General features: G+C 45.6%; 11 protein-coding genes. 8 read left to right on the forward strand and 3 right to left on the reverse strand.

The features are described from left to right. Window positions 1-57: 57 nt before the first annotated feature. Window positions 58-1809, reverse strand: coding sequence for a cache domain-containing sensor histidine kinase (locus tag GQF01_RS26025; RefSeq protein WP_161409792.1), 1752 nt, complete (start codon window positions 1807-1809; stop codon window positions 58-60). A 17-nt stretch (window positions 1810-1826) separates the two neighbouring features. Beyond that, the gene (locus GQF01_RS26030; RefSeq protein ID WP_161409793.1) at window positions 1827-3365 is read right to left on the reverse strand and encodes a response regulator; all 1539 of its coding nucleotides are present in this window, start codon (window positions 3363-3365) and stop codon (window positions 1827-1829) included. Between the two features lie 223 nt (window positions 3366-3588). On the opposite strand from GQF01_RS26030, the gene GQF01_RS26035 reads away from it, so the two are divergent. The 4 genes from GQF01_RS26035 (at window position 3589) to GQF01_RS26050 (ending at window position 9288) form a co-directional block, all read left to right on the forward strand. Continuing rightward, the gene (locus GQF01_RS26035; RefSeq protein WP_235960509.1) at window positions 3589-4512 is read left to right on the forward strand and encodes an ABC transporter permease; all 924 of its coding nucleotides are present in this window, start codon (window positions 3589-3591) and stop codon (window positions 4510-4512) included. 29 nt (window positions 4513-4541) lie between these two features. Further along, entirely contained in the window at window positions 4542-5432 is an 891-nt protein-coding gene (locus tag GQF01_RS26040; RefSeq protein ID WP_161409794.1) for a carbohydrate ABC transporter permease, read from the forward strand. Window positions 5433-5543: 111 nt separating this feature from the next. Then, window positions 5544-7163, forward strand: a complete 1620-nt coding sequence (locus tag GQF01_RS26045; protein ID WP_161409795.1) for an extracellular solute-binding protein — start codon at window positions 5544-5546, stop codon at window positions 7161-7163. An 85-nt stretch (window positions 7164-7248) separates the two neighbouring features. Further along, on the forward strand, window positions 7249-9288 hold the full coding sequence (locus tag GQF01_RS26050) for an alpha-galactosidase (protein WP_161409796.1): 2040 nt from the start codon (window positions 7249-7251) through the stop codon (window positions 9286-9288). Here GQF01_RS26050 and GQF01_RS26055 read toward each other — a convergent pair. Next, window positions 9280-10728 carry a hypothetical protein gene (locus tag GQF01_RS26055; RefSeq protein ID WP_161409797.1) on the reverse strand — a complete coding sequence of 483 codons (1449 nt, stop codon included), beginning with the start codon at window positions 10726-10728 and terminating at the stop codon, window positions 9280-9282. The two genes, GQF01_RS26050 and GQF01_RS26055, sit on opposite strands and share 9 nt — an antisense overlap. A gap of 252 nt (window positions 10729-10980) precedes the next feature. On the opposite strand from GQF01_RS26055, the gene GQF01_RS26060 reads away from it, so the two are divergent. From GQF01_RS26060 to GQF01_RS26075, 4 genes are all read left to right on the forward strand, one after another. After that, on the forward strand, window positions 10981-11580 hold the full coding sequence (locus GQF01_RS26060; protein WP_161409798.1) for a TetR/AcrR family transcriptional regulator: 600 nt from the start codon (window positions 10981-10983) through the stop codon (window positions 11578-11580). A 64-nt stretch (window positions 11581-11644) separates the two neighbouring features. Beyond that, the gene (locus tag GQF01_RS26065) at window positions 11645-12853 is read left to right on the forward strand and encodes an MFS transporter (RefSeq protein ID WP_161409799.1); all 1209 of its coding nucleotides are present in this window, start codon (window positions 11645-11647) and stop codon (window positions 12851-12853) included. Between the two features lie 262 nt (window positions 12854-13115). Then, the gene (locus GQF01_RS26070) at window positions 13116-13715 is read left to right on the forward strand and encodes a TetR/AcrR family transcriptional regulator C-terminal domain-containing protein (protein WP_161409800.1); all 600 of its coding nucleotides are present in this window, start codon (window positions 13116-13118) and stop codon (window positions 13713-13715) included. Between the two features lie 186 nt (window positions 13716-13901). Beyond that, window positions 13902-15359, forward strand: a complete 1458-nt coding sequence (locus GQF01_RS26075; RefSeq protein WP_161409801.1) for a 4-hydroxyphenylacetate 3-hydroxylase family protein — start codon at window positions 13902-13904, stop codon at window positions 15357-15359. The last annotated feature ends 24 nt before the right edge of the window (window positions 15360-15383 follow it).

A 15383-nucleotide genomic window follows, 5' to 3' on the forward strand; every position in this document is an offset into this window, starting at 1 on the left:
AAAGGGGGTTTTTCCCGCTATTTGGCTATTTGGAGCATCTCGCATGGTTCATTAAGTCTATGGACTAGTACCATGCAACGGAATGCGAATCTGTGCCTTCGTGCCGACACCGAACTTACTGTATAGCGTTACTCCGTATTCGTCGCCAAATGCCAGTTTAATCCGCTGATCTACATTGGTTATCCCATATCCAGAATCACTGTCCGTTTTGTTCCAAGCACGTTTCAGCGTTTCAGGTCGCATACCCATCCCGTCGTCGATCACTTCCAAGTAAATATCCCGATCATCTTTATACGCTTTAATAATGATATTAATGCCTAATTCATCGTCCCAGATCGCATGATTAATGGCGTTCTCGACAAAGGGCTGCAGCGCCAGCTTGACCGTCTGGTACACAAGCACCGACTCGTCAATCACATAATGAAGCCGAAGAAGTCCTTCGAACCGATTCTGCTGAATGGCAATGTAATATTTGGTCAGCTTGATTTCTTCACTAATCGGCAAAATCATTTTACCTTTGTTCAAGGAAATACGGTAAAACTTGGCGAGGTGCGAGACCATATCATTTATGGTTTTGTCTTGGTGTTTGATAGCCAGTGCCGATATCGAAGCTAGTGTATTGTACATAAAGTGCGGATTGATCTGGGCTTGCAGCATGTTCATTTCTGCTTCTTTTTTGGAAATTTCTTTCTTATAGACCTCGTTGATCAATTCTTTCAGGCGGCTGCTCATTTTTTGAAAAGCGAAGGACAACTGACCGATCTCATCATGCCCCATAAATCTCATGCTGACATTAAAATCTTCCCGTTCGATTCGCCTGATGACTTGAAGCAGCGACTCGATTCGCTTGGTGAAAAACCGCGCCGTAATGTAAATCAACAGGATGGAAATGGCCATGCTGCCGAGTGCGATGAACAGAATTCGCTTAGAGGCGTTTTGCGCGTTCGTAATGAAACTCTTGTATGGAATGACGGAAATTGTCTTCCAGCCATTTTGAATCGTATTGTAGACGACGAAGGATTTTTCGCCGTTGTACACGCTGTCGAAGCTGCCTGACTTGCTCTCCCCGAACGTTCCGGGAATTAGCTGGGTGATATTTTGATTCAAAAGCGACTTATTCTGATTGGACAAGATCGTCCCGTTCTCATCAACGATATAAATATTTTTTTGCTTGTCTTCCTTTGCCATGAGCTTATAAATTTCGGCTTCGGCAATATTGAACGTAAGAATACCGTAAGGATAGTTAAGGCTGTTGTTATTGAGCAGACGTGCCATCGTGAAGATTGGCTCAGGGATTGTCGTATTTGAAGATACACTGTATGTCACATTCCCATACGTATGGCTGATCGCCTCGTACCACCTTGTTGCTTTGGCCTCATCGTCTATCCGTTTAATAAACACGCTGTCAGCTGGAAATGTTGTGTTGTTCGTGTAGATAGAGGCTGTCCGAATGTCGGGATTCGCCGCCAGTACATTGTTAATGACATTATTAAAATAAAGATACGAGTCCAGGTAGTCCGTACTATCGGTATAATCTTTGGTTAGCAGCAGCCGAAGTGTGCTGTCCAAATAGATGGAGGCAGATATTTTGGAATAGGAATCAAGCTTCGTTTCCAAATTGGCGTTAATTTGATCTGTCGTTGCGATCATATTCGTGTAAACTTGCGCTGTTAGCTCCCGCTTGGTCGTGACGTACGAGTAGTTGACGAAAAATAACAACGGAAGAATCGAGACGATGCAAAAGACGGTAAACAGCTTGCTATGCAGGCTGAAATTAAGATAAGTTTTGGCTATAAACCGGAATGGCATTGGCAATCGTCCTTGTATTATAAAAGTTTTTTGCGGTATTCGTTAGGGGTCGTCCCTTTGAATTTCTGAAACACCGAGCAAAAGTAAGAGACGTTCTCGTACCCTACAGCTGCAGAAATCTCATGAATTTTTTTGGATTTGTCTTTGAGCAGTTCAGCCGCATGTTGAATCCGCATACGTGTCAAATATTCAAGAATCGTTTCCCCCATTTTATCCTTAAAAAGGGTTCGTACATAATTGGGGGAGAGATATACGTTCTTGGCGATGTCCTCAATGGTCAGCGGCATGCTGAAGCTTCGGTCGATCAGATTCGTAATTTGATGAACGATGTGCAGGTTCTTGTCTTTGTCTTTGTCCTTCATCAGGGCAAGTATAGAAAGGCATACATCTGTTATATGCGCTTCGATTTCGTAGATCGTTGCATATCTCGCAATCCGCTTCCAATCATCGACATACATGGAATGGACGGAGCCCCCTCCGATGATATTGGCAAAGTGCTGCTCAATGGCCGTAACGAGACGCAGTGAGGTGGAGCCTACCAGATCCTGATCGATCCTGCTATTACGCATGGTTGCAAAAAAGCTTTGAATCTCAGCGATAGCTGTTGGTTCTTGCAGGTGAGCAATGGCGTAGCAAATTGAAGTAATGGCCGGTTCAGGATTCACCTCTTCGTACACCGGAACGATGGTTTCATCGGCCATTATGCATGTACCCAAGCCGAAATAGAATTTGCTCGCATTCGCTTGTTTGGCGGCAGCGCACAAATCGTAGAGACTTTCTATGCCCATACCGACGTTGGAAATGCCAATGGAGAGGGGGCTGCTGCTGTCGCTTGCATGCCGAAGCAACTGCTCCGCCATTTCGGTGAGTTCTAGGGATGATGCATCCAGCTTGCGGTTGTAGAGAATGGCGAACGTGCCTTCTTTGATTTGACAGAGGAAGGCACAGGGCATCTCCGTCTGCACGAATTGACGAATAGGCATCACAGCTTCTATGCCAGGCCCGCTGAAAGAATCAGCCGTTATATATAATATTTGAAAGAAACCACTCGCTGGTATGGGAGACGGCAGGAGCTGTAATTTCTCAATCCACTGCGATCTAATCTTAGGATTGTTCTCCAAGAAAAGCTCTCGCAGATACGTCTCCTTGAGTACGCCTGAAGTTTGCGATGAAATGCTGATTTCTTCGCATTTCTGTTTGACTCTAACCATCAGATTATGGAGCTCCTCCATATCAAGTGGTTTAAGCAAATAGCCGATCGCTTCCACAGATAATGCCGCTTTAATGTATTGAAATTCATCGTGCCCGCTTAAAAAAGCGATTTGGACGTTGCGGTCGATCTGCTTGGCCCGTCTGCTGAATTCCAGTCCGTCCATTATCGGCATACGTACGTCTGTCAAAATAATATCAGGGCGAAGCTCTTCCATGCGCTGAAGGGCTTCTCGCCCGTTTTTTGCCGTTCCAGCAACACGAATCCCCATATCTTCCCAACGAATATAATGGGCTAGCATTTCGAGTTCCATTTTCTCATCGTCTACCAGCAGGATACGATACATTGAAAGCGTTACCACCTTTCTAGACGCATGTTTTCTCATTTATTGTAGAACGTATAACGCAAATAAACAATGACTTCCCGTCAGGTGTGTTATTTTGGAATATGATTCTGAAAATGCTTGTATAGAATTGTTCCTGGCTCATTCCTATAATGAAATCATACCAAAGATTATGGAGCTGATGAGCGGCTTGGCCGCCGCAGCCTGGAAAAGGCGGGTTATTCATATGGAAGCGTCACTCAAACGGATGAAAGGACAGAAATATTTATACTTGATGATGCTGCCAGCTTTCATCGTCACCTTGTTGTTTTCGTATGGACCGATGTTCGGGTTGTACATGGCATTTATCAATTACTCGCCTGGCGGGGGTTCCTTTTTCCAACAGTTCTTTACTAGCAAGTTCGTTGGGTTCGAATGGTTTCGGTACTTTTTTACAAGCGGAGATTTTTATATCATTATGCGTAATACGATTGCGCAAAGTTTCTTATCACTGTTAGTCGGTTTCCCTGCACCCATCCTGTTAGCTTTGATGATCAACGAAGTGAAGACGGGTTTGTTTAAAAAAGTGGTGCAAACGGTTTCCTACTTACCTCATTTCATTTCTTGGGTTATTGCGGCGAACATCATCATCACACTGCTTTCATCGCAGGGACTTATCAACAAGCTCTTGGTGGTGCTGCATATCACGGATGAGCCGGTGCAATTTTTTCAAAATGGCCATTATTTCTGGGGGATCATTGCCGTATCCAACATGTGGAAAGATATGGGCTTTAATGCGATCATGTATTTGGCTGCCATATCCGCGATTAATCCCGAACTATATGAAGCTGCGAGGGTTGACGGAGCAAGCCGGATGCGCCAAATGTTCCACGTCACACTGCCATCGCTGCGCCCGACAATCGTGATTTTGGCTATTCTGGCGATTGGGGGCATTTTGAACGCCGGGTTCGACCAGCAGTACTTGCTGCAAAATAATACGATTTTGAAATATTCCGACGTCATCGATACGTATACGTACCGTTACGGGCTGCAAAATGGCATGTTCTCTTACGGGGCTGCTGTCGGGCTGTTCAAATCGCTCGTCGCCTTCATCTTGGTTGTAAGCGTTAATTCGCTCTCCAAGCGGATGAATCAGCAATCATTATTTTAGAGAAAGTAGACTGGAGAGGGTGGGTCTGGATGAAAACAAAATCCAGTGGCGATATCGTTTTCGCCGGGTTCGTATATGTATTTCTCATATTGGTGTTTATTGTGACGTTCTATCCATTCTGGAACATCCTAGTACTGTCTTTGAACAGTGCGGAGGATACGATCCGGGGCGGCATTTATTTCTGGCCGAGGGTATTTTCCTTATCAAGCTACCAGCAGATTCTAACCGATCAGGAAATTTTAAATGGGGTCAAAGTGACCGTTGCACGTACGCTGATCGGTACGCCACTCGCTGTGCTCGTGATAAGCCTGCTCTCTTATCCACTCAGCAAGCGCGATTTAGTCGGAGGAAAGTTCTTTACGCTTTTCTTCATATTTACGATGTACTTCGGCGGGGGCTTAATTCCTTACTACATGATCTTAAAAAGTTTGCACCTCATCGATACGTTCTGGGTATACATTGCTCCAGGTCTAATGAATGTGTTTTTCATGATCCTGGTGCGTACATTTATTCAGCAACTGCCTGGGGAATTGGATGAATCTGCGAAAATGGACGGAGCGAACGATTTGCAAATTTTCCTCAAAATCGTGCTCCCATTAACGCTTCCGGTGCTGGCTACGATAGGGATGTTTACGGCCATCGGCCATTGGAATTCATGGTTTGATTCCTATGTGTTCACCTATAAACCGGAGCTGAAGACGCTGCAGGCTGTGCTTGTCAAAATTTTGAACCAATATCAGACGTCAACGATGGTGTCGGATGCGCAGCAGATGGCCGATTCAGCGAAACGTCTTGCTGTATCATCGGATTCGATCCGAATGGCAGCAACGATTGTTGCGACCCTGCCCATTGTCATCGTATATCCGTTCCTGCAAAAGTACTTTGTCAAAGGCATGACCGTAGGTGCGGTGAAAGCGTAATTAAGCTTCTTATTCATGAAAGGCGGTGGTTTGGAGCGGATCTTCCGGATCTTGCATGTAGCCAAGTATTTGCATTAATCAATCATGAGAAGTCAAGGGGGAAATAGGTCTATGTTCAAAAGAAGGAAAACGTTCAACGTGCTGCTTTCAACGGTACTAATGGGTTCGGTCATCGCAGGCTGCTCCACGAAGGATAATACGGCTTCGTCCAGCGAGAATCCAACTGTTACAGCGGATAGCAAAGCAAACGATACAACACCGATTAAATTGACGTTTTTTGATAAAAATACAGGCGATGCCTTCACGAATGAGGTTGCCAAGGAAATTACGAAACGCACGGGAGTTACGATCGAAATTCAGCAGCCGACAGGCAATCCTGCGGAGAAACTGAATCTGATGCTGGCCAGCAGCGATCTGCCGGATGTCGTGCTGATGGACCGTTCAGGCGATATTGTCAGCAAATATATTGCTGCAGGAGCGATCATTCCACTGGATGATCTCATTGCGAAATTCGGTCCCAATGTGAAAAAAATGTACGGTGATACCTTGAATAAGACACGGTTCACTGACGGCAAGAATTATTATCTTTCCAACTGGTACGGTCCAGAGAACGAACCGGTATTCGGCATGAGCATGCGGAAGGATTGGCTTACGCAGATTGCTCCTGACAAGGCTGAAGGCGGGAAGCCGTTCACGGCGGACGAATTCGAAACATTGTTAAAAGATTTCAAATCAAAGCTCGGTAAAGTCGACGGCAAAGACGTATTCCCGATGTCATTTAACGGTGAAAATATGAGTGCTGTGCTAGGAACGTTCAAAGGCATGTGGGGAATGAAGGCCTTCTATGAAAACAACGGGACGCTGAAATACGATGTGAAAGATCCGAAATATAAGGATATGCTGCTGTATTTGAACAAACTGTACCGTGAAGGCTTAATCGATCCGGAATGGCCAGTGAATAAGAAGCAGACTTGGGAGCAAAAAATTTCTAACGGGCTCGTCTTTGCAGCACCAAGCGCTTATTGGGATTTCGGTACGCCTAATGGCGTGCTGAAGAAATCGGGCGGACCCGAAAAGCAGATGTATCCTTACAAACTTGTAGGACCTGGTGTCGATCCGTCTAAGACAACGTTGGGGCCTAAGAGCACGCTCGGCTGGGATGCAATTGCCATTACGAAGACGAACAAGAATCCAGAAAGAACGATGAAGCTCATCGACTTCCTGGCAAGCGAAGAAGGCCAGTATCTGCTCATGTGGGGCATCGAGGGTGTACACTGGGATATGAAGGATGGCAAGCATACGCCGCGTCCGGAGGTGCTGCAAGGCTTTAAAGACGATTGGGATAGCTTTGCGAAGAAAACCGGTATCCGTAAATGGACTTGGTTCGTTAAGAACGGCAAAGGTTCTGACGGTACGCCGTATGATTTGCCAGGCCGTTACCAACGTGGTGAGATTGACCAGATGGCGCTCAAGAACTTGTCCGATACGGTGTGGGATACATCGGTATACGACAACTTAGGCCCTGCCGGCGGCACGCCAGATGCGCTAGTCAGCCAGAAGGTTACGGATATTATGAACCAAACGATTACCAAAATCATTATTTCTAAGAGCGAAGCCGATGCATCCGCTCTGTTCGATAAAATGCTTGCTGACATGAAGGCAGCTGGCGATGAGAAAGTGGAGAAAATCTTTAGCGACAACTACAAGAAACGCACAGATCTTTGGAAATAAGGATGCGGTTCTGGGAGGCCGGGGCATGATTCGGCTTCCTTTTTTCTTTTGACAGCTGTACATATTGAAGGGAGCGTGTTTATCGATGGCATCCGATATCAGGATTCAAACGCTGAATGGACAAGTGATTGGGGAAAATGGGGCCTGCCGAATTACGATCGATATGACGAGTGGTTTGGCTGATTATGTATGGTCTTCCGGCGCTGGAGTGACCGGCGCTTATAGCACAGCGAAGCTCGGAGAAGAGCTTGTTCGATCGACCGAATACACAGAGCACAGATTGGATGATGGAGGCGCTCGAACCATCCACGACCAATTCGGTTCTGGCTGCCAATTTTCCGTCATCCATACCGCTGAGGCTCTTCCGATCATGCGACAAACATTTTGGATGTATGAAACATCGCCTTACGTTTTCGTTCAGGTTGAAGTAGAAGGCGAAGCGGAAGCTCTGCAGACGAACTATATGTCGCCGTTGTCAGTCGATGCAGCGCTGGGGTCATCAGCGATCTCACTCGGGACAGACACACATGAGCTAAGGGCGCTGCTTGTTCCTTTCGATAACGACAAGTGGGTGCGCTACGAATCCGTTGCCATGCCTGGGCAGTTGGAAAGCTACGAAGTTACAGCTGTTCTTGAACCCGCCTCCAGAAAAGGCTTAATCATCGGTTCCATCACACATGATACATGGAAAACCGGGCTGAAAATCGTCGGAGAAGAAGGATCAGCGATTCATCGACTGGAGGTATACGGCGGAGCGGCCGGTGAGTATACGCGCGATACGATTCCTCACGGCTCGTTAATCGGCCAAACCATTGCTTCACCTCGAATCTTTGTAGGCATGTATGACGATTATAGAGTGGGAATGGAACAGTACGGGATGGCGAATGCCCAAGCAGCGCCTCCACTTCAATGGGAGCATGGTGTTCCTTTCGGATGGAATAGCTGGTCGGCCGCAGGGGCGGATCTTGACTACGATCTTTATGTTCATACGTCGGATTTCTTGAAAAGCTTATATGACGGAGGTTTTCATCACGAAGGGACCGTCTATCTCAACTTTGACTCGTTCTGGACCAACTTAAGCGAGGTGCAGCTTGAGGACGCCGTGCGTCACGTTCGCGACAACGGGCAAAAAGCAGGCACTTATTGGACGCCTTTTGCCTTCTGGGGGAAAGATTTCGACCGGAAAGTGGAAGGAACGGACGGCAAATATACGTACCGGGATCTCCTGCTTCAAGATGGTCAAGGCCACATATTGCCTGAATTGGACGGCGGGCTAGCGATCGATCCTACGCACCCGGGCAGTCTGCTGCGGACGGAGTGGTATCTGGAGCGTTTTGTCCAAGCAGGATTCGAATATATAAAGCTTGATTTTCTCGGTCATGGTGCTCTGGAAGGCAGACACTTCGATCCAGAAATACGTACAGGCATTCAGGCGTACAACTTTGGCATGTCGTTGATCAGGAGAAGGCTCGATCCGGAAGTGATCGGACGCCCGTTCTTTATTAATTTGTCCATTGCACCGATGTTTCCGCATCAATATGCCCATAGCCGGCGCATCTCCTGTGATGCTTTCGGTACCTTGAAAGATACGGAATATATGCTGAATTCACTTACTTATGGGTGGTGGATGAATGGAACCTTATTTCCTTACAATGATCCTGACCACACCGTGCTGTACAAAAGCTTTAACCAAGAAACAACAACATTGCAGGAAGGTCGTAGCCGGTTGAACGCTTCCATTATAGCCGGGACGGTGCTCTTGATGGGGGACGATTTCCGCCAGGAGGAAGCGAGGAACAGAGCGAGCGCGTGGTTGACCCGCCCGGAGCTTCTAGCAATTGGGCGGGCAGGGAAGAGCTTTAAGCCGCTTGAGGGAAATACCAATGACTCTGCGGCTGATGTTTTTTTCAAAATGGAAGGCAATAATGAAGTTTATATCGCGGTGTTTAACTATAACAAAGATGAAGCGAATGAGAGAAGCATATCCGTCGAGCGTTTGGGCTTGCCCAAAGAAGATTCGTATATGCTCTATGATCTGTGGGAGCAAACCGCCTACCCGTCGTCAGGCGATATCCATGTTCGCTTGGAACCGGCTATGTCGAAGGTTTTTAAATTGTTATTCTAACGTCCATTTAAACTTATTTTTCGTAAACGTTCCTAGTACTTTGAAGTTGTGATCGACAACAACAATTTTATCCAAGTAAGTAACTCTTCCTTCTATAGAGCTAGGATTGTTAGTTAACGTTTTCAATAGCTCCTTTAGCACGATATCTACCGACGTTGTAGTGGCAACTCCTTTTGTCATTGCGATCGTGCCGCCAATTGTATATTTTTTATGTGCATCTTTGTCATCTTTTAGTACCTTCTCGGCAATGTGCTTGACACCAGGGTGCAAATCTGCCGACGAATGAACTAGATTCTCAACATGTGTAACCTCATGTTTGGCGACGTTTTCCTGCAGAGACATAGTTAGACCAGGATATTTTTTATCACGTGTCACTTTATAGTCGAAGCTTTTGGAGGCCGATTGCTTGTCGTTATCCAAATGATAAACAAGATCCACTTGATAGTTCGATAAGATTTCCCTTTGGACATCTAGAAGCTCGTAAAGCATGTCTTTCACCATACTTTCGTCACCAGCACGTTGCATCATATCTGAGTACCAGGTTTTAAAACCTTTAATCATTGGGGATACGCTGGCCCATTCCAGCAATTTGATAATTTCATCTGATTTATCTGGGAAGAGTTTGCTGACAATGGGTATGATTTGTTGAAATGCAGAATCTGCTTGATTGGTGACAGCGGTTGAATAACTTTGAGGCTGCTGCTGTGAAGCATAGTTGTACCCATATTGCGCATATTGCCCGTAATATGCGGGTTGCTCGTAACCGGTTTGAGGCTGCTGCTGTGAAGCATAGTTGTACCCATATTGCGCATATTGCCCGTAATATGCGGGTTGCCCGTAACCGGTTTGAGGCTGCTGATAAAAGCCTACGCTAGGGTAATTACTTTCCGGATACGAGCCACTTTGACTGGCAAATTGCTGTCCAGAATGTGAACTGCCCAATTGGTTGGAGGCATCTATTGTTGGCGTGTTTCCTTGTGTTTGCGGAGGAGAGTTTGGGACCTGAAGAGAGGCATTTGTCGTCTGCTTAGAGCTTGAATCTTCTATATCCATACCGATCTCTTCGACAGGCGTCCCTTTGAGCTCATCGAAGGCTTCGCCAAAAGCATTATCGATATCTTGTATGGCTGCGGCAACGGAGTTATGCCGCTTCTGCAATATGCTGAGCGTGCGATCCACAATAGCCTTAGAAAAACCAGCTGCCAAAGCGTAATTATTTACTGTGTATTCCAATTCGTCCACCTGGTCAGCGCTTAGCTGTCTTTGAATCGTACCATGACTCGCATTTGTGAGATGCTGAGTGACCATCCTTTGTACCATGCGGTTTCCAACCGAACGATGTGCGGCATGCAGGGCATTCACAGATGGGGGATACCCGCGACGGACATCGGATTGTATCCCTGAATTATCCTTACTTTTCGCTTGATGAGTTAATAACATAAGTCCCCCTAATGAACGGCTATTTCGCAGGCAAGACTCCTTATGTCAACCGTTACTTCCCATTATTTTCCTTAATTATAACAAGGATGCTCTAAAGCGTCATTACATTTACCAATGGTGCTGCTATCGTTCTTCAGCCACTAAGAGGTTTGCAAAGATTTCAAAAATCACCTATAATACTGAATGAATGTTCAGTGATATAGGTGATTATCATTTTTGCAGATCCCGCGGTCAGAAAGTGGTGAAGCATGTGTGAATAAAAAGAAACAGCAAACCGAGCAAACGAAGAAAAAGATCGCCGATGCGGCAAGAGGTTTATTTGCTCAAAAGGGCTACAAAGCAACCGCTATTGAAGACATTGTCAAAGCAGTAGGCTGCAGCGCAGGTAACATTTATTATCATTTTAAGAACAAGGAAGGGCTTTTCCTGCACTTACTTGAGGAGTGGAACACAGAATGGGATCGGAATTGGTTGGTCAAGGAAAAGTTGTACCTGACTATTACCGATAAATTATACGGCATGGTCGAATATTTAGCGCATGATCAACTGAATCATCCACTCACGAGGGCTGCTGATGAGTTTTTTAATAACGCGGAGAAAGCACCAGATGTGGAGGAGCGAATAAACGTTATGGTCAAAGGGTATATTGACTTTAATCGACAGTTGCTTCAGAAGGGTATCGATAGCCATGAATTTGAAATTACGAATGTCTCGGGTCATGCGATTATTCTGGACAGTCTGTTGCTTGGGCTAAGCCAGCATTGCCGGAGAATGGAACGTGACGAAGCGCTAGCGGCATATCGGTTGGCTATGGATGTGTTTCTGCAGGGCATTGCCAAGCCGAAGCACTAGTGCTTTTTTTTGCAATAATACTGAATAACTATTCAGTATTATTCGGTAATAGGAGGAGTAATAAATGACATTATTAACAAGACATCAGGGAGCTTTATTAGTACTCATGTTTAATCTTTTTCTAGTCTTTTCGGGAATTGGACTTGTTATCCCAATTATGCCTAAATTTATGGACAGTCTGGGCATCACGGGAGGAACGATCGGCCTGTTGATTGCTTCTTTTTCACTGACGCAGCTGCTTTGCTCGCCATTAGCCGGACGTATGGCAGATTCCATAGGCAGGAAAAAAATGATTGTCTTCGGGATGATTGTGTTCGCGATCTCTGAGGCCATGTTTGGATTTGCCAGTTGGACTGGCCTGCTCTTTGCTTCGAGGATGCTCGGCGGCATCAGTGCAGCGATGATAATGCCGGCTGTTATGGCTTACGCGGCAGATATTACGACAAAGGAAGAACGCGCGGCAGGGATGGGGTATATTACAGCAGCAATTACAACGGGCTTCATTATTGGACCGGGTATTGGCGGTTACATTGCTGAATTTGGTATCCGCGTTCCTTTTTATTCTGCAGCGGCTGCGGGGTTTTTCGCAGCATGTATCACCATGTTTGTCCTGAGAGAGTCGCTCCCTGCAAAAGAGAGTATACCGGATGCTCCATCTAGCACGGTTGAACGAAGAGGGCTTGTTTCACAATTAAGGTACGCCTACAGAGAGCCCTATTTTTTAAGTTTAGTCATCGTCTTTGTGATGTCCTTCGGACTCGCTAACTATGAAACGATCTATGGACTATTTGTAGATCGGAAATTCGGTTTCCAGCCAAAGGAGATCGCTTTTATCATAACGTTCGGTTCTATAGCTGGCGCCGTAGTTCAAGTTACAGCCTTCAGCTGGATACTCAATCGTTTTGGGGAGCAACGCGTCATTTCCTTTTGTCTTTTCTTTGCAGGTTTGTTTATTCTGCTGACGCTTTTCGTTCACCAATTTTGGATGATTTTTGCTGTTACCTTTGTTGTATTTTTGGCAATCGATATCTTACGGCCAGCAATCAGTACTCAATTGTCCATGGTAGCTAAGGATCAGCAAGGTTATGTAGCCGGATTGAACTCTGCCTTTACTAGTCTTGGCAATATAGCTGGACCTATTGCAGCTGGCTTTTTATTAGACTTGGATGTCAATTATCCGTATACGCTGGCATGTTTGGTTTTGTTTGTTAGTTGTGTTTTATCGATTAGAGCTAGAAGGCGCAGCTTGCAGGGTACACCTGCTTCTTCCTAGCCAGTCATTGGCTTGACCGCGACTAAGTGAAGTCGTTAAAGTTGCGAAATCAAGATGGAGCAGTTTGCCTTAGGCAGCTGTTCCTTTTTGTTATCTTCATTCGCAAGTAGTTTAAATACAATAATTCCAATTGATTAACTGAGGTTTGTATTTTATGATACATATAACAAATTGAAAACGAGGAACATAATTCCAGAAAATGTCCATTATCGGACATAATAGTGCAAAGTGTCAAGTAAACAAAGGTTAAGGGGAGATAAGCATGCATGTTTTACGATCAGATCGACGCGTTCATAAAACAAAACATCATATTACAAGTGCCTTCTTGTCGCTTTGTGAAAAGAAGCCATTCGAAACCATTGTCGTCAGGGATATTACAGATGCTGCGGATATTAGCCGATCCACATTTTATACCCATTTCCAAGACAAATACGACCTGCTTGAACAAATCATGAAAGATAAGCTTACCGAGTTAATGAACTTATATGAAAACAATAAGTCGCAAATATTGGGATATGTACCACATCATGAAGTCCCTGATCCTTACTTCCTGTTACTGTTCGTACATTTATCCGAGCAAGCTTCCATTTATCGTGTTCTGTTGTTTCATTTGCCAGATTCGCGATTTGGCGATCGCATGATCGAAGCTGTGCAGATCACAATAGGCCAACGAGTCGACAACAACCGAATGGATCAGAAGCAGCCGATTCCACTCGATATTTTGCTGGTAAGCATGTCGTCATGGATTGGTGGAATTGTCGTTAGCTGGTTGAAACAAGGGATGATTTACTCACCCAACTATATGGCCATTCAATTAAGCCGAATAGCTTCAATTGGCTTTTATCAGGCCATGAGCCTTTAGGTGCACAATTGAACGAATTGTGTTTATTTTGCTGAAAAATAATGGTCAAAATAAGCTGAGATGTCCGAAAAGCTTCATTTCATACCTTTTTGTTTGTTGACCATGTTTCGTCGGATGGCTATGATTAACTCAATACCTGAGTTAATTCATCGGAATTATCGTGTTTCGGAAGGTGGGAGTGAAAGCTTGAGAGGCGAAAGGTTTATAAAGAGTTTGAACGATGGGCGAACGGTATGGCTGGATGGCAATAAAGTCACCCATCTCGACACACATCCAGCTTTTCGTGGAACATTAGGAACCATACGAAACCTATTTGATTCCCTTGACGATCCTCATCTTCGAGATCAGGTAGGCTATCGAATCAAGGGCAGGGAAGCTTATGCTCACAGTTCCTTCCTTGTTCCCCATACCCCGGAGCAGCTTGCAAAGAGAAGTCAATCCTTCGCCTTCTGGTCTAAGCAATGCAACGGCATGATGAGCCGGCTCTCCGATTATGCCCGTTCTTTCATTACCGGATGGTATGCTGCGCGCCACGAGCTTGATCGATTGGAACCAGGTTTTGCACATAAAATAACGACTTACTATGAAACGGCTAGAGATAACGATCTATTTCTGACGACAGCCATTATTGATCCCCAAATTGACAGGTCGAGCGGCTTGGACGATAACAGAATCGCATCCCGTTTTCTGCATGTGGTTAAGGAGACAAGTGAAGGGATCGTCGTTAGAGGAGCCAAGATGATCGCAACGGGTGCGCCATATACGCATGACTTTGTTATCTTCTCCTTTCTCAAACTGGAACAAGCTCATCGCGAGCATGCGCATGTGCTCATCGTGCCAGCGAATTCTGCAGGCCTTCATATCGTTTGCCGACAGTCGTATGCGAGCGATAAAGCGCACGATTCTCCTCTCAGCGCTAGATATGACGAAATGGATGCCGTGTTGTTTTTCGATGATGTATTGATTCCATGGGAACGCGTACTGATGTATGGCGATGCCCAGAAGGTTATGGCACTTAGGGCGAATACAACGGCAAATGCACTAGCTTTTCATCAAAATGTCGTACGTTATGTGGCCAAGCTAGAATTTATTACTGGTGTCACGTTTGCTGTTGCAGAAGCGATTGGCGTAGGTGGTTTTCTCCACATTCAAGAAAAGCTTGGCGAGCTGCTAACGCAAATTGATACGATCAAAGCGCTTGTCATTGCTTCCGAGACGCAAGCCAAATATGACGAGCACGGCGTTCTGGTACCAGAGCTGTCCTATATAAACACAGCAAGAAACATAGGGACCAAGTTTTATCCGCGTGCCGTTGAAATTTTGCAACAGATTGGCGGTGGCGGGTTTGTTCAAGTTCCCTCCAGCATTGAAGATTTCTATGGCACCATATCCGAGCTAATGAGCGAGTATTTCGAGGGAGCTACGGTTAGCGCAGAGAAAAAGGTGCAATTGTTCAAGCTCGCATGGGATTTAGTGGGGAGCCCGCTTGGTGCCAGGCATGAGCTGTATGAGAGATTTTACGCCGGGGACCCTGTACGCGGTTATGCCAATCAATATTTAAGTCACGATAAAGAAAGCTTGACCGCTCCGATTTGGAAACTCATCAAAGAGTCAGCAAAGCGGGGAGCTGTGAATGGAAGTTAATTGTTCTTGATACCTGTCAACCGG

Origin of the sequence: Paenibacillus silvestris (assembly GCF_009882985.1) — a bacterium.
In the GTDB taxonomy this organism is placed as follows: Bacteria; Bacillota; Bacilli; order Paenibacillales; family NBRC-103111; genus Paenibacillus_E; species Paenibacillus_E silvestris.